Here is a 23050-nt window from a genome sequence, read left to right on the forward strand (position 1 = left end):
TGGAATATTTATTTCTTAGTCCAACAACTAATAGTTATGGAAATCTGGTTGAAAGGAAAAATACAAAGAAAGGAATGCCACATAACAATTCTTTCAGCCTGTGAAAAGTATTAATCTGAAACGTGGCAGTAACACATCAAGTTCTAATTAAATGTGTTATGTAATGGTTAGAATTATGACAAATGAATCAAATACTACGAATGATATTCTAAATGAGGATGTAACCGAAGTATCATCTCTACCAGAAGAGAATCAAGAAGTTGTTCCTTCCATGGATGACTTTAAAGACGAACTCAATCGTTCTTTTAAGAAAATTGATGAAGGAGATATTGTAAAGGGAAAAGTTATTGGAATCTCCGATGCAGAAGTAACCATTGATCTATCTTATTATGCTGAAGGAATCATTCCTATTGCTGAACTAAGTAATGATCCTCATTTCTCAATCAAAGGGGATGTTACCTTAGGAGAAGAAATCTCAGCTCTTGTTCTTCGTACCGATGATGGTGAAGGAAATATTCTATTATCAAGAAAAAAAGCAGATGATATTCTAGCTTGGGATTCCCTTAAGGCTGTTATGGAAGCAAAAGATCATAGAAAAGTTAAAGTAGCACAAGCAGTTAATGGCGGGGTTGTAACTTACCTTAATGGTATACGTGCATTTATTCCTGCTTCTCAATTATCTCTATCTTACGTAGAAGATCTAGAATCCTTTGTTGGTAAAACATTAGAAGTTGTTATTATCACAGTAGATGAGTCTGCTAAGAAATTAGTACTATCAGCAAAAGAAGTAGAAAAAGAAAAAGCAATCGATGATAAAAACAGCAAAATCTCGAAGCTTCAATTAGGACTAGTTACCACTGGAGTTGTTGAAAAAATTGCTCCATATGGCGCTTTTGTAACAATTGGTGATGGTCTATCTGGTCTTGTTCATATCTCCCAGATCTGCGGAAAACGAATAAAATCACCAAGTGAAGTACTAAAAGAAGGTGAAGAAGTTACCGTTAAGATTATTGATATTAAGGATGGTAAAGTAAGTCTTAGTATAAAAGCTGTGGAAGACAAAGAAGATGTTCTTGATGATGTTGAAGAAGCTCCAATGGAATATTCCTCCGATGGCGATGCTGCAACTGGATTAGCTAGTTTACTTGCTAATATCAAATTATAAAATTGAATTAAGCACATAAATACTAAAAAAGATTATCAATTATCGAGTTCTTCATTACCTGATAATTGATAATCTTTATATATTAACACTATAATTCTTAATCACAAATAGATATTGATATATCCAATTATGAATCACTCTATTTACATAGAATTCTTACTTCATATGCCTTAAATATCAGCTAAACACTCTCATCTTCAATGACTGCTCCATAGCTTTGTCGAATCATCTGCATGTATTGCTCATTCACAATCTCTTTATATTCTTGTACTTCGCAATGTGAATAATTTTTAATCTCTTCATTTAAGGATAACATTTTCTTATCTAGATACCCAACAATCTCCGCACATTCCTTAAGTTCTGCGCGGATGTGCTCTGGTGCATTTCCTTCGAATTTGTAATAAATTTTATGCTCCAAGCTTGCCCAAAAATCCATGGCTATCGTTCTAATCTGAATCTCCACTTTTGTGTCAATGACTTGATTTGATAGATAAATTGGCACAGAAACTATCATATGATAGCTCGAATAACCATTTTCCTTTGGACACATGATGTAATCTTTTACTTTTAATACCTTCACATCGCTTTGTTTTGCAATTAGATCAGCAATTCGATAAATATCAGATGTAAAGGAACATATAATACGTATTCCTGCTACGTCATTGACATATTTGATAATATTCTCTACTTTCAATTCTCTGTTATTATGTCTAATTTTCTTAGCAATACTCTCGGACGATTTTATCCTTGAAGTAATATGCTCTATTGGATTATACTGATGTGCTAACTTAAACTCATTATTTAGAATTTCAAGTTTTGTATTAATCTCTCTTAATGCAGAATCGTATAATAACAGTGTATTATTCCAAAGCTCTGCCTCATCATAAAAAATTGGTAGCTCCATATATTCACACCCCTTATGTATAGAGACTATCATGATAGGCTCTTTTCTTGTACAACCTTATTTATTATAACATATATTTGTTCAGATTATCTTTACTTTTTAATTCTTAATAAAGAATTAATAGAATATTTACTATTTTGTCCTAGAAAAAATTTTCATAAAATTCCAAATTATTGTTGACAAAAATAAATACCATGATTATAATGAGAAAAGATTATAAAAGAAAGCGAGGTAAAACCATGAATATTAAATTTAGATTATCACTTAACAACTTAACATTGAATTATTTATGTGAGATTACCTCAATAACGGAAACGAAAATAGAACTGTTCTAATATAAGAGTATATGCACAACTAGGTAGCATGTATATGTATTATTATATTTGTAGCATTTTTAAGCCGTGGTAACTTACCACGGCTTATTTTTGTCTTTTTATTGAGGAATCTACCAAAATAAGTAATTCTAAAGTACTTCTAACATAAATTTTTATTCTTTTTATCCCTTAACCCATGCCTGAATATTTCTTACGTACTTACTCATACTGTGTGAAACTGCGTTTATCAGACACATTATATAAAGAATTATAAAAGTTATTTGAATCTAGAAGTATGCAACAACTATGAAAGAAAGGAATCATTATGAAGAAAATATCTAGTTATATTTTAAAATATTGGTATGCTTACCTATTTGCCATCTTGTGTATGATTACAAGTATCGTACTTGATATGGTATCACCAATGATTACCCAAAGAATTATTGATGATGTTATCTTAGGTGACAATATCAAATTGTTAGACAAATTATTAATTTTTATTATCCTAATTGGTGTTGGACGTTGTATTTTCCAATACTTAAAAGAATTTATTTTTGACTGCGTAAGTTCCAAGATTGCCTTAGAACTTCGTAAGAATTTATTTGCACACATTCAAAAGCTCTCTATTGACTTTTTTGATAAAAACAATACCGGAGAGTTGATGGCTCGTGTCAAAGATGATATAGACCGTATCTGGAATGCTTTAGGATTCGTAGGTATGTTAATAATTGAAGTAGCTATACACACAACCATTGTATTGTACTGCATGTTCCACATTAGTGTAAAATTAGCTCTTATCCCTTGTATCGCAATGCCTGTTGTCGCTATTATTGCTATTGTTATGGAGAAAAAATTAGGATCTGTTTACGAAGCAATTAGTGAAGAAAACGCTACTCTAAATACAGTTGCAGAAGAAAACCTTGCTGGTGTTAGAACAGTAAAAGCTTTTGCACGCGAGAAACATGAGATTCAAAAGTTTTTATCACACAATAAAAAGTATTACGAACTTAATATGAAGCAATCTAAAGTGTTTGTAAAATATTATCCATACTTCCAATTTATAACAAAGCTTCTTCCAATTGTAGTAATCATTTTTGGTGGCTTCCTTGTTATTAAAAAGGAGCTTACTGTCGGTGAGCTAGGTGCCTTTGCAACCTATTCTACAAATATTGTTTGGCCAATGGAGATGCTTGGATGGCTTACGAATGACTTTGCTTCTGCCATCGCTTCTGGAAAGAAAATCAAGAAAATATTTAATGAGACTTCAACTATAGTTGAGAAGGAAAACCCTGTTATCTTAGAAGATATGAAAGGTTCTATTACATTTGATCATGTATCTCTATCCTTAGGAGAAAAAGAAATTTTACATGATATTAACTTTAATCTTAAAGCTGGGAAAACACTTGGTATCATGGGTGCTACTGGTGCAGGTAAGAGTTCCATTATTAACTTAATCCAAAGATTTTATGATACAAAAGATGGTAGTGTTCAAATTGATGGTGTTAATGTAAAGGATCTCAGTTTAAATGATCTTAGAAGTAACATCTCAATTGTTATGCAAGATGTATTCTTATTCTCAGATAGCATTATTGAAAATATCAAACTAGGAAAAAAAGAGATCTTAGAAGAGCAAAAAGTATATGCTGCTGCCAATGATGCAAAAGCAAATGACTTCATTGAGACTTTAGAAAACCAATATGAAACCATTATTGGAGAACGTGGTGTTGGATTATCTGGTGGTCAGAAACAACGTATTAGCATTGCAAGAGCCTTAGCCAAAGAAACTCCAATCCTAGTATTAGATGATTCAACTTCTGCTCTAGATATGGAAACCGAGCACATGATTCAAAAATCTTTATCAAAGCTAGATACAACAACAAAGATTATTATTGCTCATAGAATTTCTGCAGTAAGAAATGCTGATGAAATCATAATTTTACAAGATGGAAAGATTGCTGAACGTGGAACACATGACGAATTACTTAACCTAAATGGTCTTTACCATCAAACTTATGTTGCACAATATGGTGATTATCTAAATGGTATCCTACCTCAACCTAATCAAGAGGTAAGTCATGATACTACAGACCAATCCCAAAATGTTAATCCATTAAAAAGCAAAAATCATTCCAAGAATTCGAAAATAAATAATGCAAATCATTCGGATTCACCTAATAATACAAAGAATCAAGGGGACGATTTTGATGATAGTTTAGCGGCTGTGAATCTATAATTATTAAAACCGCAACTATCATAAATATCCTCACATTATTTTAGAAAGGCTGGTGAAGAATATGTCAGTTAACTCTTATAAGGATGACGAGAATCAAGTAAGTGTGAGTAAAAAAACAACACTTCTTCGATTGTTCCGATACCTTTTACAATACAAATATAGAATCTTATGCGTGTTACTCATTATGAGTATCTGCGTTGCTATAACACTAATCAACCCACTTATTATGGAATCTGCTATTGATGATTATATTAGCAAAGGAGATATTCCTGGGTTAATGCGTCTTGGAGCCTTTGGTATTACGATTAATATCATTTTAGTATTATTAATTAAGCTAAGAATGTATCTTATGGCTACCATTTCGAACAATGTACTATTAACAATTCGTCAAGAACTCTATACTCATATACAGAAACTGAGCTTTCAGTTTTTTGACAGTAGGCCAACTGGTAAAGTTCTTGCAAGAATTATTGGAGATGTTAACTCCCTAAAGGATGTTCTCTCGAATAGCGTAACAACCCTTATTCCAGATTTTATAACAATCTGCTCCGTAGTTGTTATTATGATGGTTAAGAACTTTAAGTTAGCTCTTGCTGCCTTAATAAGTTTACCTCTATTAATTATTGGACTATGGCTTATCCAGACTTACTCCCATGTAAGATGGCAAATTCATAGAAAGAAAAGTTCCAATGTAAATGCTTTCGTACACGAAGATCTATCTGGTATGAGAATTATTCAGAGTTTCTCTGCAGAACGTGAAACAAATGCAACATTTGATCAATTACTTCATGAACATCGTAACGCATTTGTTCGCGCAATTACTTTAAGTGATGCCTTTGGTCCTGTTATTGACATCTGTTGGGGAATTGGTACAGTATCTATGTATTACGTTGGTATCAAAGTACTTGGTGTAAATACAATTAGTATTGGTACTTTAATTGCTTTTGGAACGTATATCTCTATGTTCTGGAGTCCTGTTATGAACCTTAGTAACTTTTACAATCAGATGATTACCAACATCTCCGGTGCAGAGCGAATCTTCGAAATAATGGATACAAAGCCACAAATTGAAGATGACGAGAATGTTGCCGAACTTCCTGATATTCAAGGTGAAGTTACCTTTGATCATGTATCCTTTGCATATGATGAAGACTCTCCTGTCTTAGATGATGTTAGCTTTAAAGTAGCTCCTGGTGAAACCATTGCACTTGTTGGTCCAACAGGTGCTGGAAAGACAACAATTGTTAATCTAATCTCAAGATTTTATGACATCCAATCTGGAAATGTATTAATTGATGGTCATGATGTAAAAGAAGTATCCATCGAAAGTCTAAGACAGCAAATGGGAATTATGACACAAGATAACTTCTTATTCTCGGGAACAATTAAGGATAACATTCGTTATGGTAAGCTAGATGCAACGGATGAAGAAATTATAGCTGCTGCTAAGGCAGTAAATGCTCATGACTTTATTATGAAACTAGAAAAAGGATACGATACCGAATTAAAAGAACGCGGAAATGGATTATCAATAGGTCAAAGACAACTCTTAGCATTTGCCAGAACGATGGTATCCATGCCAAAGATCTTAATTCTTGATGAAGCAACTTCAAGTATCGATACCCATACTGAGCTACTTGTTCAAAAGGGAATTGAAAGCTTATTAAAAGGAAGAACTTCCTTTGTTATTGCTCATAGATTATCCACGATACAAAATGCAGACCGCATCTTTGTTGTGAATCATGGTAAGATTCAAGAATCTGGTAGTCCTAGTGAATTACTAGCTAAGAAAGGTCTATATTATGATCTTTATATGGCTCAGTTCAAGAATATTGCATAATATAAATATATATAATCTATAGTTTACAATTTATATAGAATATGATAGGTTTTCCATGTTCAAATTGCTAAAACTTTAGTAAAATAATCTTAATGGAATATTGCTTTAATGCTAATCAATATTATTACATGATTAGCATCCATTTTGGAATTGAACCTACTCTTTAAGTAGACTCTCCATTCCAAATGGAGCATTCTATTAAGATTTTATTTTATGATTTACTTTAAATCAATATGATGTAACAGAAAGGAAAGTACATAATGAAACCTAATTATTCTGACACTATTAAATCTCTAGTATTACTAATACTTTTTTGTTTCCTTTCAATCACTTCTACCTCCACCACGTTTGCTCAAAGTGAATCTTCCATAAGCACCTCTCCAATAATATCGAAATCAGAATCCGATTCGAAGTTCCATCAATTTCTAACGCAAGCTGGTTATGAAAAAAAGAATCTTAACAGCAAACAGCTACTTATTGTAAAAACACAGTCTTCAAAGGCTTCACTTTATTTATATGAAGTAAATAAAAATGGTAACTGGATATTAGTAATGAATAAGTGTAATGGATATGTAGGTAGAAAAGGTATTAGTAAATCCAAAAAAGAAGGTGATGATAAGACACCTTTGGGCCTTTACAATATCCAATTTGCCTTCGGAAATAAATTTATAAACGATACTTCCTTTCCATATAAGAAAGTAACGAATAAAAGCTATTGGGTCGATGATAGCTCATCAAGATTCTATAACCAATGGATAGAAGGGACAAAATATAAGGATTGGAAGAGCGCAGAGCATCTATCAGAAATGCCATCTTCCTATGCTTATGCACTTTCTATTGGCTACAATACTAATCCTATTGTTAAAGGGAAAGGCTCTGCAATCTTTTTGCATTGCGGAAGCAAAGCAACCTCTGGTTGTATTGCTACTTCTTCCTCCAATGTGATTCGAATTATAGAACACCTATCAAAGAATAAGAACCCTAAGATATTAATTTACTAAATGATTAGGGTGTTAAAAGTCTGATTTTAGTGTATTGAGAATGACTTTTGATTTCCTAATCATTAACTCAAACCTTGAACTTAATAAATCAATAATAATTACGAATTCGAGAGGCATGAAAACTAATGAAACTAATGAAACTAATGAATTATACAATGACACAAGACGATATTCAATTACGATTAATTGAATTAATTGATAAAGAAACTTACTACGAAGAGTGTTTTGCATTCGAGGATGAAGATGTAAGATTCTACACAGGAACCAGTGAACATTTTACAAAAGATCAGATTGATAAGTATATTGATCGAATTATTCCAGATGATACTAGATATGACTATTTAATACTAAATGACTCAAAAAGAATGGTCGGAGAGGTTGTCTTAAATGATATAGATGAAGAAAGTAAAAGGGCAAACCTTCGTATTTGCTTATTCCGAAAAGAGTTTTTTGGAAAAGGTTATGGCTCAAAAGCTCTACATTTAATTATCAAATTTGCATTTGAAACCTTAAAACTTCATCGTGTGGAATTAGAGGTTTTTGAATACAACCAGCGTGCCAAACATTGTTATGAAAAAGTAGGATTTGTCATGGAGGGAGTCAAAAGAGATGGCCTTTTCTACGAAGGTAAATACTACAATGTAATTACAATGGCAATGCTTGAAAGTGACTATAAAAAATAGTAATACATAATAGTTTATATAATGTTCATACATAATTCATGCACTATGTATTTCTATTCAAACTAAAATGCAACCCCAAAAGGAAGAAACGAATGTAATCCATTCTCCTCTTCCTTTTTTAGTTATTATTGTAATGATTAACCTTTTAACATTATCACTCGTAAATGAATCAATTCTTGCATAATAAACACTTGAATTTCTAAGTATATATTTATACTAATCCCATTTCTTAATCATATCGAATATTGGGAAGTGTAATTATAAAACTGGTTCCAACTGTATATTGTGACCTTACTTTGATTCGGCCAGTATGACCTAGAATAATTAACTTTGCAATTGATAATCCCAACCCATGTCCATTAATACTTCCATTACGAACTTCATCCGCACGATAGAATCTTTCAAAGATATGATCCACATCTTTTCTTGTCATACCAATTCCAGTATCCGCAACCGTAATTACGCAATCTTCATTAACATTCTGGCATGAAATTGTTATTTCGTCATTTTCTTTTGTATATTTAACCGCATTATCGATAAATACACGAATGGCTTGTTTTAAAGCTTGTCTATCTCCATATACAATGGCATCCTCTAAGAAATCATTCTTTATCACTCGATTGGTAATTACAAGTCTAGTTTCCTTAACCATCTCTTCGACGATAGGCTTCATATTAAACCTTGCCTTTACTAGCTTTAATGTCTTCTTATCATGTCTTGATAGAAATAATAATTTTTCTACAAGTTCCTGCATGGATTTTGCCTCATTCTTTATTGCATCAATAGACTCGTCTAATACCTCTTCGTCTTTTTTGCCCCAACGGTCTAACATATTGATATAGCCTTGAATAACTGCTATTGGAGTTCGTAATTCGTGGGATGCGTCGGAGACAAATTGCTTTTGGCTCTCATAGGATATTTCCATTCGATCTAGCATTTTATTGATTACTGCTGCAAGATCTTTCAATTCGTTCTTAGTACCTTCCACATTAATTCTTTCACTATGTAGGTTATTCATCGTTAGTCTATTTGCAATATTCGACATATTGTTGAGAGGTTCTAGAAGTTTCTGATTTCCTTTTTTCGCACTTTCCAATGTAACAAGCACCATAAAGGACATAAAGATAGCTAGTCCAATTAATAATTCTATCATTTTATCATAACTGTTACTAAGATTATATTGATAATAAATCATATATTTTGTGTTATCCTTATTGAATTCCTTAGTTTCGTGAATAATTAACCGATTCTTCTTGCTATTTCCGTTATAATATATTTTATCAAAAAACTTCTGATTCTTTGATACATCATAATCAATGTCAGTATATATAACCACTCTTTGATTCTTCTCTATTTTGGTTATCCTTAATGATAAACCATCAATAAGATAAGGATTCACTTTTTCTTGTTTCCTCACAAAATCAAAGAGACTATCTAACGCCTCTTTAGGCGACTTATTATGCTTATCAGGTGCATACTCACTTACTGTTATGGTTCCTTTCTCTAAAGAACTGCGAATAGACTCTGCCCTTTTATCGTAGTCTCTCTCTTCAATATATAAAAAGAATAGGACAAAAATAGCTAAGATAATGGAACAGTTAATCACTAATAACTTCATATAGTTAAGAGCAATTCGAAATACAATTGAAAAACGAAACTGGCTTAAAAACTTCTCTTTCTTTCTACGAATGGGCAATACCGTTTTTATCAAGATTTTTCGAATTCCTTCAATCATCTTTTCTCTGATTTTATTTGTCATCCTTTATAATATACCCTACCCCTCGTACTGTACTAATTATCTTCACGTCATATTTATCATCAATTTTCTGTCTTAAATACCTTATATAGACATCCACTACATTTGTATCTCCCATATATTCATACTCCCAGACATTATTCAGTAATTGCTCTCTAGTAAGAGCAATATTTTTATTACGAAGTAAGTATTCTAATAATTCATATTCCTTTTTTGTTAACGTAAGTTCATCTTCACCATAGAACGCACTATGGCTTGTTAGATTTAATGTTAACTTACCAAATTTAATTATATCAGTCTTAATCTTATTTTCGATATTTTTACGATTAAGTGCAACTCGGATTCTCGCCAATAGTTCTTCAATTGCAAATGGTTTCGTCATATAATCATCCGCACCCGTATCAAGACCTGCTACTTTATCCATTACATCATCTTTCGCGGTTAGCATGATAATAGGTACTTGTGATTCTAATCGTATTCTCCGGCATACCTCAAATCCATTTAAACCTGGAAGCATTACATCTAGTAATACTAGATCAACCTCTCCTTTTAATGCCTTTTCTAATCCTTGTCTTCCATCCCCTGCTATATCAACCTCATATCCTTCATACTTTAACTCAAGTTCAACAAATCGAGCTATCTTATTCTCATCTTCAACTACTAATATTTTAGCCATATTAATCCCCACCTAGTAACACCTCTTCCTAGGAATGTGTTACTGCTACTTTCATATTTATTCTTTATTTATTATACATTTGTATCTACTTTGTTTACTACTTCTCTTACGGCCTTCCTTACATTATATCTATATTTTTCTCAGATGAATAATCGTTTTTCACTTCCATATTGTAGAATATGGAAGTGAAAACAATAACTTACTTTTAATTATCTCATTGTATCATAACTATATTTTATTCATTGTATAAGCTTTTTTCAATATAGCTTTATTAGAATTTGGTTAAAGTTAAATCATGGGTAATTTATAAATTATATCTCTTACTCTATATATAATGTATTATACAAAACATTATAAGTATATATTGAACTTCTATCAGTTAAAAAAAACCGGACCCTATAGAATTTCTATAGAGCCCGGTTTTTTATACTTAATCTCAGTTGTCTTAATTTATTGTATTAATATTTATTATTTTAAAATACATTATCCTATAATAATAATCTCTCCAAATACAATTACTTCAATTAATTATCCTATAAGATACCTTTAACAGTAGCAACTACATTTTCAGTTGTGAAACCGAATTTTTCAAATAATAGGTTCGCTGGTGCAGATGCTCCAAAACCTTTCATTGTTACATAAGCCCCATCAAGTCCTACATATTTGCCCCATCCGAAGTCTGTTGCTGCTTCTACTGCTACACGAGCACGTACTGCTTTTGGAAGAACTGCTTCTTTGTATTCTGCAGATTGTTGTTCGAATAGATCCATACAAGGAATACTAACTACACGTACATCAATTCCTTCTTTTGCAAGTTCTGCTTTTGCATTAACTCCAAGTTCAACTTCTGATCCACTTGCTAGAATAATTGCATCTGGAACAGCTTTCTTAGAATCATCAATTACATATCCACCTTTTAGTGCTTCTTTACTTGAACCAGGTAATTGTGGTAAGTTCTGTCTTGTTAATACTAATGCAGTTGGTGCAGTTGTTGAAGTAATTGCATGATACCAAGCAGCAATCGTTTCTGTTGCATCAGCTGGACGGAATACGTTTATGTTAGGCATAGAACGAAGCATAGCCAATTGTTCAATTGGTTCATGTGTAGGTCCATCTTCACCAACACCAATACTATCATGAGTTAGTACATAAGTTAAAGGTACTCCCATAAGTGATGATAATCTAGCCATTGGTTTTACATAATCACTGAATACAAAGAAAGTAGATACATAAGCTCTAAGTCCACCGTGTAATGCCATACCATTACCGATTGCAGCCATTGCTAATTCTCTTACACCAAAGTGTAGGTTACGTCCTGAATAATCATTCTTAGAGAAATCTCCTTCCCCATTCATGTAAGTCTTTGTAGATGGTGCTAAGTCAGCGGATCCACCAATAAAGTTAGGTAAGATATCTTTAATACGGTTAATTACCATATGAGAAAGATTTCTTGTAGCTTCTGGTTTATCTGCAAATGCCCAGAATTCTTCATCATCTATTAATTTCTTTGCTGCATTTTCATCGTAATATGTATCCCATAACTCTTTCATTTCTGGATATGCTTTTGCATATTCTGCGAACATTGCATTCCATTCTTCTTCTACTTTTGCATTGCTTTTTGCAATTGTTTTATAATTATCGTATACTTCCTCTGGAACATAGAAAGCATCCTGTTTTGGCCATCCTAAGTTTTCTTTTAGAGCTGTTACATTATCTGCTCCTAAAGGTTCACCATGAGCACTTGCTTTTCCTTCTTTGGCTGGACATCCAAAACCAATCTTTGTCTTCACAGTAATCATAGAAGGTCTTGTCTTATCTGCTTTTGCTGCTTCAATGGCTTTTCCGATCTCTTCCAAATTGTTTCCATCTTCTACAACTAGTGTTTGGAAACCAAATGCTTCAAATCTTTTCTTAACATCTTCGGTAAAGGCAATATCTGTATCACCTTCAATTGAGATTTTATTTGAATCGTAAAGAACGATTAATTTATCTAATCCTAATGTACCAGCAAGAGAAAAAGCTTCTGATGAAATACCTTCCATCATACATCCGTCTCCACCTAATACAAAAGTATAATGATCTACTACTTTATAATTATCTTTGTTAAATTTTGCTGCTAAATGAGCTTCTGACATTGCCATACCGACAGCCATACCCATACCTGCTCCTAATGGACCAGTTGTTGCTTCAACACCAACAGTATGTCCATACTCTGGGTGTCCTGGAGTCTTAGAGTCTAATTGTCTAAATTGTGCTAAATCTTCGATTGATAAATCTCCATAACCAAATAGGTGAAGAAGAGAATATAAAAGAGTTGAGCCATGTCCACCAGATAAGATGAAACGGTCTCTATTTGCCCATTTAGGATTAGCTGGATTGTGGTTCATGTGTTTTGCCCATAATTCATATGCCATCGCTGCTGAACCAAGTGGAAGTCCTGGATGTCCTGAATTCGCTTTTTGTACAGCATCTGCTGCCAATACACGGATTGCATTTACTGACATAGTATCAATGTTATTCATTAATTTCATTCCTCCTATTGCCTCTTTTCTATTTGTACTTGCTTATCAATTAGAAAAGGGTAAACTCCGATTTGTAGTGACTGTCAATATTTAATCGCTACCATTATACATGATTTTTCACAATAATGCTATTTAATTTTAAATAATCATATGAAATACTTCATATGATTATCTTTTAATCCCCATATTTAGAATTAGAGTGCCAAATTTTAATTATAAAAATTGACACTCTAATCTTATTTAAATTTAAGTTTCTTTATTAATAAAACCGAATTATTTGCCAGAAATAATTTTTAAATTATTCACCAAATACCGCTTTGTAATCAGCCTGGAACTTTGCAATTCCTTGATCTGTTAATGGATGTTTTGTACATTGCTCGATTACACTATAAGGAACCGTTGCAATATCAGCACCTGCAAGAGCACAATCAGTTACGTGAACTGGATTACGAACACTTGCAGCTATAATTTCTGATTCAATACCATAGATATCAAAGATTTCAGAAATAGTTCTAATCAAATCAATACCTGGTGAAGATATATCATCTAATCTACCTAGAAATGGTGAAACATATGTAGCACCAGCTCTTGCAGCTAATAAAGCTTGGTTTGCAGTAAAGATTAAAGTAACATTTGTCTTAATGCCTTCACTAGATAACACTTTTGTTGCTTTTAATCCTTCTACTGTCATTGGAATTTTAACAACCATATTTGGGTGAATTTTTGCAATTTCTCTACCCTCTTTAATCATAGTTTCCGCATCAACAGTTGTAGCTTTTACTTCACCACTTATTGGTCCGTCAACAATCTGAGTAATTTCTTTAATTACTTCTACAAAATCTCTTCCTTCTTTTGCAATAAGAGATGGATTAGTAGTTACTCCACAGATTACTCCCATATCGTTTGCTTTTTTAATGTCTTCTACGTTCGCAGTATCAATAAAAAATTTCATTATTTGTCTCCTCCTTAAATCCATATGTACTATTCTAAAATAGTTTATATTAATATAAATTTCTACATAAGTTTATTAACTAAACTAAATAGTGCATTTATTGGTATTTTTTTATAATATAATTCGAATATACTATATTACATAGTATTTTGCAAGGATTATTATTATTTTTATTTCTTTTCCTATAAAAATATATATTTTATAATATTTCCATGTGATTCTATAAAAAAAATAAACTTATCTTGATAAGGCAATTTATTTATTTATATTTTTATATATTATTTTATGAATAATTAAACCTAGTCTAATATATTACATTTTAATATTTTATTTCAATATGATAAACAGTATCATCTATAATTCAATTAATTTACACAAAAAACTAATATTTTGCTTTCCACGTTAACGGACCTTCTTACTATACTCAATTGTAAAGCATGAAGGTCCTTAATGATCCATTATTTTAATTCGTAATTATATGCTCTCTTATTACTTTCTCTCAAGTCGTCGATTCATAAGTTTCTTCCAGATTCCTCGGTAGATTTTAGTTTCCCCGGTCTCTATTCCTAAATATCCAGTCAATATTTCTTTATCGATGATATCTAACATCTCCTCGATGTTCCTTTTATTACGCACATAGTCATCAATGATTGCTACCAATTCTTCTGTTCGCTCATCATCAAAGTCCTGCAAGTCTGGTAAAGGAATCACGCCTACTTCCCTCGGTAATATTTCTAATACACCACCACCATAACTTCTTCCTGCTATTTCAGTAAATGCAAAAGTAATACTATTATAATAAGACAAAAGTACTTTCTTAGGATTAATGCCCTCCTTAAATTTAATCCGATGCATCGTATCCGTACTTACTGCTGCAATATTATTTAAGACAAACTTAGGGAATGTATTATTTCTTCTTAAGAAAAAAGCATCCGGAACCCATACTGATGGTACTACATACCATCTCTCACGTATTCCGCATTTATACCCCTTATTTTCTCCACTATTCTCACCTTCTAAAATATATTTTTTATGTAGGTTATGATATTCCTCAAAAGGAATATCAGTAGGAAAATTAATAAGGTAAGCACGGGTCCCATCTGAAATATTCTGATTCCAATCTTCTTTTGTAAAGTATATTCCATGAGCATGTGAGCTTCTTCCAATTAGCGGAAGCACAACATCTTTTAGCTCATATTCATCAACAATATCCTGTCCAACAGAGAAATACTTATTATTCCCTGTTGTAATTCCAACATTTACAATTGAGATGTCATCAAAAGAGTAAAAGTCATTTCTAACTTTTACATTTTGAATAGCGCTGTTCTCTTCTGTAGTCAGAAAATATTTCGTCCACTTTTCCTTCGAATGCTTAATTGGTTTGTAATCAATAGAAACTTGATCTAAAGGTCTCAGGTCACTTAAATTCTTAAATTCTATAACTCCAATTTTGGTATCTGCATCAGTACTATCTGCATTCACATTGCTCAATGATTTTTCTTTCTTCTCGTATTTTTTAGTACCAAGAAGAACCACAACTTCTTGCTCAATTCCCTCAAATACAAGTTCTTTAAATGTAATCAAGAGAATCTCACTTAATTCATCAATTAAATATTGCCTAAGTTGCTCTGCATAAACAATCTGTAATAACTCAGCAGGTATAACAAATCCTATACGACCGCCATCTTTTAATCGCTCAACACAAGCAACTAAAAAGCATACCCAACTATTAATCAGCTTATTAGGTGTCATTCCATTATTCTCTAGAATTTCAGATTGAATTGTCCTCTGTGCCTTCGTTAGGTATTGATAACGAATATAGGGTGGATTTCCAAGAATCAAATCAAATTTTCTTTTTTTATTTTTATGATAATATTTTAAAAAATCACTACACTGAATATGGTACTGATCTGGCCATACCTTTTCATTAATTAAATTAACTTCTTCTTTTAATATTTCAATGGCTTCCACAGCTTCTATTTTTTCATCAGGTATTAACTTTTTAATACTACGAAGAAAGACTCCATCACCACAGCTAGGCTCAAGAATACTTACTTTATCTTTTATTTTCATTTGATTTACGATATATTCAGCTAACACTGGATCTGTATAATATCCACCTCGCAGCTTTTGCGCTGTAGTATGTTCTTTAAGTTGCATGCTAACTCCCATCTGCCTGCCCTATAGGCAAATTATTTCTAATTCGTAAAATTAAGACTCCTATACTTTGAAAATTATTTAAAGCCAGATTATACATGTAAATTACCGTTATATTTTACTCATAATTTCTAACAGATTTCACTCTATATTTCAGTCCCATTACATTCCAACAAACGTCAGACCTAACATGTAATCCCTATGACTCATGTATCATTTCGTCCATATTTTTTGCTATTTTTTTCACTAACACTTGTTTTTGTCTTGTTAGTATTGTAATTTCCTTATTACCTAATGGCTGTAGTAGGCGATCATTAATTTCATATATTTTTCTCGCGTCTTGATTAATAGACTCGTATTTATTACTAATTTGCTCATTTGTAAAGTCTATTTTAATTAATGGAAGATTTCTTAATATTCCTGTTCCATTTGTTACATACCCTTTGTCAAAATTACTTCCTCTATTAACAATAATACGGGCAATTAGTGGATGCATAAGATATGCTTGTAGAAATTCAAGCGTATACCTACTTTCTTGTTTTTGAGCAATTCCGCAGAATCCAGCAGTTTCTCCACTAGCTATGATATAATTCTTTTTATCATATAAATACTTTGGATAATCTCTCCACATAACGCCAATAATTAATTTCTCGGTACCATTGAACCTTGTTAATCCTTGATTTCTTCCATATTGATACCAATCATCTGGATGGCCTTCTGCATATGGGACATCTCTGTCTGTCTTTCTACCAGAGATTTGCCTTGGAACAATGATAGAGTACCTGTCTTTAAGATATGCCAGCGTATACGGATATTCCTCCATCATGCGTTTCGCCTGGATTAACTTACCTTCATTATCATAAGGAAAGATAATCCACTTATTTGTTTCATAAGCATCATAAGTAGAAATTTGTCTCTCTTTTTGATTGTTTGGTTTAAAATAAGGCCTTAAAATTGCTTTCTCTATTCTATAATACTGATCAAATTTATATATTTTATAGTAATTCTCTTCTTCTTCTACAATTTCTTTATCTGAAAACCAATATACTGGAATTGGCTGCTCTGCACTTGTCTGAATTCCATTAAATACATCATATTCATCCTCAACTAAAACGGATTTCTTATAAAGATGCTCCATATCGGATAATAACTTTGTATCCGTCGTTAGAATCCATGGTTCTTGATTTATAATACTACAATCTAACTGGACATACTTGGTTGTTTTCTCGTTATTTAGCATCCACTCTTCTCCATCTGTTACTTCACGGAAAATAAAAGAATCCTGTGGTTCCTTTTGTAAGTATAATATAGAACTATATATTGTCTTATCTTTTTCTTTGAAAAATTGTACCGAACCGAAATCAGTATATTCTTTAACATATCTAGCCTTTGTAAGTAATTCTCTTAATTTTTTACCTGCTTCTATCTTAGCAAATTTATTCGGAATAAAGTAACAAAGGCTTCCTCTTTCCTCCAATAAGTTGCACGCTCTTTCCACGAATAAAAAGTATCGATCAAACTGTTTATAAGCGGATTCATATACTTTTTTATATATTTCTATTTCTTTTGCGCTAGAGAACTTAATCATATCCGATGTCTTTACATAAGGTGGATTGCCCAATATAATCGTAAACTTTTTCCCATCATTTATTAGACTCCAATCAAATGGATTTATATCTTCAATGTCATCCCACCCTTGGTACTTTTCAATCATATCACTATCAACAAGAGCATTACCCATTTGAATATTCAATGATAAATCTGGAAGTACTGGAACCTCTGATAGAATGGAAGCTTCTGTCTCCTGCTCTAACAACTTTAATAACAAAGTAAATTTTGCAACCTCACAAGCATGATAATCAATATCAACTCCATAGATACATTTTAATAGTATCTCTTTTTTCTCTGCGATTGGAAGCTTATATACCCCTTTCTGTAATTCAACTAAATGGGCCTTATCATTGTTAATATACCATTCCGTACATGCATTCAATAAGTATTCATATGCCTCTAGTAAGAATACACCTGATCCACATGATATATCAGCAATATGAATCCTTTTAATCTCTTCTGGGCTTTTATTATCTACAAGTTCAGCTAAACTTTTCTTAACCATGTATTTAACCATTGGAACTGGTGTACTAACAACATCACGGTTTAGAGCTTCATTTTTCTGTTTTAAAATAAGTTGATTATACTCATTCACTGCTAGGTGCTCTACCAAGAACATCTCGTAAATTCTACCAAGTAGGTCAGCCTTAATAATATTAAAGGCGTAAGGACTCTTTGGATAATATAACATCTCTATCATATCATGAATCACCTTTTCATTCATATCGACACGAAGATGATTTCCTTTAAGAATTCCCGTATTATACTTGGCTTCTGCATCCCTTAGTAACTCACTCATCTTCTCTTCTACCATATCTTCATCATGAATTGTCTCATAAAGAGTACGATATGTTGGAAGCTTTCGGTCTTCACAGATTCTTAAGAATATAATTTGATTAATAAAACCTTGTGTTTCATCATTAATGATTTCAATTGGTATTTGTTTATTATGAAGATATTTTCCTAATTCCAAACGCCAATCATTAATTTGCTTTAGAAACATGTCGTCTACTAACGTCTTATATTTATCAACAAACTGATACTGTTTATCAAAGTTACCACAATACACACTTTCTCTTGATATTAATTGATCAATCTCTTCAAACTTGTCTAGATACTCGGTATAATGATACTTACCTATTAATGCAGTCATAGGACCTTCTTCAACGGATGGCATCACGGATGTATCATAGATTACTAAGTATTCAAAATTGGTTAACACTGCAATGGGATGTTTAGCAGTCCACCCATAGCTCCTTGCTTGAAAAGCTGATGTACCTTTCTCTTCAATAGGTACGGATGGCTTTTTGGCTTCTACGAAAAACTTTGTCACTCCATTTAACGTCATGGAATAATCAGGTCTTCCAGTATTAGAATCATACGATTCAACAACCACTTCACGGTATTGCGGAGCTACCATTTTCTCATTATCTACATCCCAACCAAATATCTTTAGTAATTTATCTATAAAATTTAAGCGGCACTCACTTTCGTTATAGTTACTGCTTTTATAAAATTCTATATTATTATGAAATTCATTTATTAATTTTGATAGTTTTTCTTTATTCAAGGGGATTCTCCTAATCTGTCCTGAAATATAACTTATTATAGCACGAACCAAGATTCATGTAAACATTTGTTCTTATGCCAATATAGTTTCTCTTTTTGCACTTTTCTCTTTTGTTCAATCAAAAAACATTACCTAAGCTATTCTTTTCAAATTATCTGCTCCAATCTTATCATGAGCTTAATATAACTTAAAATATGAATACTTAGGTAATTAATGTTATAACTATTTACTTTTATAAGTTACTTTCAACCGTTAGTATCAAACGTTAGTATTATCGACCATTACTTATAAATTTACTTCATATTTAATAATGCTTACTAATTATGGAATAACCCTTTATAACATGTCCGCCCTAATCATCTGATTCTTTGTACTTTTCTTCATTTGTTATTAATTCTCTTCGATCATACTGTCTTCCTTTAAAAGGAATTAGACTATTAGGCTCGTTACCTGATGATAGACTTCCACCTTTACTTCTAATACTATAACTAATTCCGCTAAAGTCTAATACTGTTGGTGCTACATCTAAGAATGAAGCTGCATATTTTGTATTAGTGTAATGTATTTTTTCTGGAGTTATAATAAGTAATGGTACAAATTCAAGATAATCTTTTTCTGTATGATAAGATGATTTCTCGTAATCATTTAGATCTCCAGGAGTATGGTCTCCATAAATATAGACACATGTATTAGGGTACATTTTCAATACCTTTGTAACTAATTGCTCTATTTGCTCATCTACATAGTGTATCGATTTATAATACTGTTTCGTACCCTCTGGCTTAACATCATCGTAATCACTAATTGTTTCATAATCATCTACATAGCGAAATGGCGTATGGCTAGTCATCGTTATAATATAATTAAAAAATGGTTCCTTTTCAGTTTTCATAAAATTATAAGCATAATCAAATACATCTTTATCTGACGCACCCCATTTAGCAATTGTCAATTTCATTTTATCAACATCATAAAAATTTTGATATCCCATTTGTTTATAAGCTTTTGTCCTGTTATAAAAACTTCCTATATTACCGTGGAAGGCATTTACCTGGTATCCTGCCTTTCTAAATATATCTGGCATAGAATTAGGATATTTATCTGCAATTAACTTCATAGAAGGAAAAGATGTGAAGGGCTCTAAACTATTCATAATGGAATAATCAGCATCAGAAGAACCACCTGCCAAATGATATGACATCATTCTTCGATGATATATATATTTATCTGCTACTGAGCTTAGAAAAGGTGCTATATACTTACCATCATATTTCTTATAAATGATATTAGCATCCAATGATTCAACTTGAATCATAAGTACATTGGTTGGATCCGTCTTCGTTGCCTCTTTTGTTATTTTCTTTCCATATTCATATTGTTTTAGCAATCCTTTGCCATCCGCATTGAATATATAATCATAAATACTATTAATTAATGTTCCATACTGTAGAACAACTTCATTTTCTCCTTTTGGATAATCACTGACATAATTAACATATGAGCTTTTCGTAATAACATGGAGTAATTCAATAATAATTAGAAATGTAATACTGAATAACAATATTTTTCTACTGAATTCAAACGCACATTTTCTCCAATTTACCTTTTTATAATGAACCATATAATAAATAAAAAAAGGTAAGTCAATAATTGATATCAACATATTTAACTGAAATGGCACGCTGAAATGTTCTACTACAGCGGTTCCTTCTGGAAAGAGTGTTGCGATCTGAAACAGATGGAAAATGCTATTAAAGTAATCATGATAACATAAAAATCCACCAACATAAATCACTTGTATGATATAGAAAATACACCAAATTAATTTTCGATTTATAATAAAAAGTATTAAAAATACAATACTTAATATAAGCGCTGTAACAACAAATTTGGAAAGGCTTGTGAATATATTTACGCCATTCACCATAATTAAGTTAAAAACAGTAACTTTAAGAACATTTAAAACATAAAATAAACTCAATATTAAAATTAACGTTTTCTCACTCTTAAGGACATCCCAATAAGAATTTTTCTTTTCATTGTTCATTCTCTAACTCCTTGCTTCTCGTCATTGAGAAGAATTTTTATTAAGATTTTCCTCATTTGCACTCCCGTTTATCTATCTCTCATTCCCCATAAAAAATAATGCTACAGTACCTGGTCCAGAATGTGAACCAACTGTAGGTGATATATGGCTTATAACAACATTTTTGTTTGGATATCTATCTACAATTAGATTTTTAACAAATTCTGCATCTTCTAAACAATCGCCATAACTAATAAAAACATCTTTCTCTTCTTCATATCCCTCGATTCTTTTTTGCATATTTTCAACTAAGGTAGTTAAAGATTTCTTCCTACCTCTAACATTAAGTAATGGTATTAATCTTCCCTCTATATCAACATGTAAGATAGGTTTTACATTTATCATTGATCCAATAATAGCGGCAGCCTTAGAGACTCTTCCACCTCTATGAAGATGAAATAGATCATCAACAGTAAATTGATGGCATATATTCATTTTATTAGTCTCAACCCACTGATAAACTTCCTCAAAGTTAAAACCTATTTCTTTCATCTGTATTGCTTTATATACAAGCAATCCTTCACCTAATGATGCGCAAAGCGAGTCTACTACTACAATTCTTCTCTCTTTATATTCATCAGCTAAGTCCCTAGATACTACGACAGAATTATTGTAGCTTCCACTCAAAGCAGAAGAAAAGCTTATGTGTATAATATCATAACCTTGTTCTAATAAGCTACTAAAAATTTTACGAACAACTTCTGGATTACTAGCCATCGTCGTTGGCATCTCACCTTTTCTCATTCTTGAGAAAAACACTAGCGGATCAAGAGTCTTCTCATCCCCATAAATAGTATCATCTAAACTATAATACAGTGGTATAATATTAATACTATATTTTTCTATATACTCTTTGGGTAAATCAGCTGTTGTATCTGTGGTAATTACATATTTTTGCATAATAAATTCCCCTTTTCATACAGTACATTCATATATTTAAATAATATATTTATAAAACAATATACTATATCCATTTTTTTCTTGCATTAATCCTCTTACGATTATATCATATTACCCGCTATACTCCTACTACAAATTCATCCAAATTTTATATTTGCTAATATGTGCAATATATTTTATTAATAACAGTATATTAATTTTAATTAATAATGTTAAATGAAAAAGTAAATTAATAAATCAATTAATAATACATAATAGCTGGTATAATAAATAACAAATACCAAAAAATGTCTTTCTACCAAACATTATTGACAAAAAAAGCTTTTAACCTATATAATCATAACTTAGGTTAAAAGCCTTTCTAATTAAATATAGTAATTAAAGATTACCATGGAAAGTACGAGAAATAACATCATCTTGTTGTTCTTTTGTTAAATTATTAAAATTAACAGCATATCCTGAAACGCGTACTGTCAATTGAGGATAATTCTCTGGATGCTTTTGTGCATCCAACAATGTATCTCTCGTAAATACATTAACGTTGAGATGGTGCCCTCCTTTTTCAATGTACCCATCTAACATAGTTACTAAATTATCTATTTGTTTTTGATTACTCATAAATATATCCTCCTTATATGTTTTTATTAGTAATAGTTATTATTATTTATTTAATGATATTG

The 23050-nt window shown here is 31.6% G+C and carries 15 protein-coding genes; 5 read left to right on the forward strand and 10 right to left on the reverse strand.

Annotation, left to right across the window (positions count from 1 at the left end):
• Positions 1-163 precede the first annotated feature (163 nt).
• A complete protein-coding gene (locus bsdtb5_RS21395; protein ID WP_271713973.1) occupies positions 164-1165 on the forward strand; it encodes a S1 RNA-binding domain-containing protein in 1002 nt (333 codons plus the stop codon).
• Between the two features lie 181 nt (positions 1166-1346).
• On the opposite strand, the gene bsdtb5_RS21400 is transcribed toward bsdtb5_RS21395, so the two are convergent.
• Positions 1347-2069 carry a GTP pyrophosphokinase gene (locus bsdtb5_RS21400; RefSeq protein WP_271713974.1) on the reverse strand — a complete coding sequence of 241 codons (723 nt, stop codon included), beginning with the start codon at positions 2067-2069 and terminating at the stop codon, positions 1347-1349.
• Positions 2070-2708: 639 nt separating this feature from the next.
• On the opposite strand from bsdtb5_RS21400, the gene bsdtb5_RS21405 reads away from it, so the two are divergent.
• From bsdtb5_RS21405 to bsdtb5_RS21420, 4 genes are all read left to right on the forward strand, one after another.
• On the forward strand, positions 2709-4616 hold the full coding sequence (locus tag bsdtb5_RS21405) for an ABC transporter ATP-binding protein (protein ID WP_271713975.1): 1908 nt from the start codon (positions 2709-2711) through the stop codon (positions 4614-4616).
• A 61-nt stretch (positions 4617-4677) separates the two neighbouring features.
• Entirely contained in the window at positions 4678-6456 is a 1779-nt protein-coding gene (locus tag bsdtb5_RS21410) for an ABC transporter ATP-binding protein (RefSeq protein ID WP_271716163.1), read from the forward strand.
• Between the two features lie 260 nt (positions 6457-6716).
• Positions 6717-7457 carry a L,D-transpeptidase family protein gene (locus bsdtb5_RS21415; protein ID WP_271713976.1) on the forward strand — a complete coding sequence of 247 codons (741 nt, stop codon included), beginning with the start codon at positions 6717-6719 and terminating at the stop codon, positions 7455-7457.
• A gap of 125 nt (positions 7458-7582) precedes the next feature.
• Entirely contained in the window at positions 7583-8140 is a 558-nt protein-coding gene (locus tag bsdtb5_RS21420) for a GNAT family N-acetyltransferase (RefSeq protein WP_271713977.1), read from the forward strand.
• 229 nt (positions 8141-8369) lie between these two features.
• Here the strand turns inward: bsdtb5_RS21420 and bsdtb5_RS21425 are convergent, their stop codons facing one another.
• The 9 genes from bsdtb5_RS21425 to grcA3 all read right to left on the reverse strand — a co-directional run bounded on the left by bsdtb5_RS21425 (position 8370) and on the right by grcA3 (position 22988).
• Positions 8370-9899 carry a sensor histidine kinase gene (locus bsdtb5_RS21425; RefSeq protein ID WP_271713978.1) on the reverse strand — a complete coding sequence of 510 codons (1530 nt, stop codon included), beginning with the start codon at positions 9897-9899 and terminating at the stop codon, positions 8370-8372.
• Entirely contained in the window at positions 9889-10572 is a 684-nt protein-coding gene (locus bsdtb5_RS21430; protein WP_271713979.1) for a response regulator transcription factor, read from the reverse strand. Before bsdtb5_RS21430 ends, bsdtb5_RS21425 begins: the two co-directional genes overlap by 11 nt.
• Before the next feature lie 533 nt (positions 10573-11105).
• Positions 11106-13094 carry a transketolase gene (gene tkt, locus bsdtb5_RS21435; protein ID WP_271713980.1) on the reverse strand — a complete coding sequence of 663 codons (1989 nt, stop codon included), beginning with the start codon at positions 13092-13094 and terminating at the stop codon, positions 11106-11108.
• Positions 13095-13392: 298 nt separating this feature from the next.
• Positions 13393-14046 (reverse strand): fructose-6-phosphate aldolase, encoded by a 654-nt coding sequence (fsa, locus tag bsdtb5_RS21440; RefSeq protein WP_271713981.1) that lies wholly within the window; start codon positions 14044-14046, stop codon positions 13393-13395.
• Positions 14047-14535: 489 nt separating this feature from the next.
• Positions 14536-16206, reverse strand: coding sequence for a class I SAM-dependent methyltransferase (locus bsdtb5_RS21445; protein WP_271713982.1), 1671 nt, complete (start codon positions 16204-16206; stop codon positions 14536-14538).
• 196 nt (positions 16207-16402) lie between these two features.
• On the reverse strand, positions 16403-19384 hold the full coding sequence (locus bsdtb5_RS21450) for an Eco57I restriction-modification methylase domain-containing protein (RefSeq protein WP_271713983.1): 2982 nt from the start codon (positions 19382-19384) through the stop codon (positions 16403-16405).
• 352 nt (positions 19385-19736) lie between these two features.
• A complete protein-coding gene (locus bsdtb5_RS21455; protein ID WP_271713984.1) occupies positions 19737-21431 on the reverse strand; it encodes an LTA synthase family protein in 1695 nt (564 codons plus the stop codon).
• Positions 21432-21503: 72 nt separating this feature from the next.
• Entirely contained in the window at positions 21504-22370 is an 867-nt protein-coding gene (locus bsdtb5_RS21460; protein ID WP_271713985.1) for a DegV family protein, read from the reverse strand.
• A gap of 378 nt (positions 22371-22748) precedes the next feature.
• Entirely contained in the window at positions 22749-22988 is a 240-nt protein-coding gene (grcA3, locus tag bsdtb5_RS21465) for an autonomous glycyl radical cofactor GrcA3 (RefSeq protein ID WP_271713986.1), read from the reverse strand.
• Positions 22989-23050 lie beyond the last annotated feature (62 nt).

It is taken from the genome of Anaeromicropila herbilytica, assembly GCF_016591975.1.
GTDB classification, from domain to species: Bacteria; Bacillota; Clostridia; order Lachnospirales; family Lachnospiraceae; genus Anaeromicropila; species Anaeromicropila herbilytica.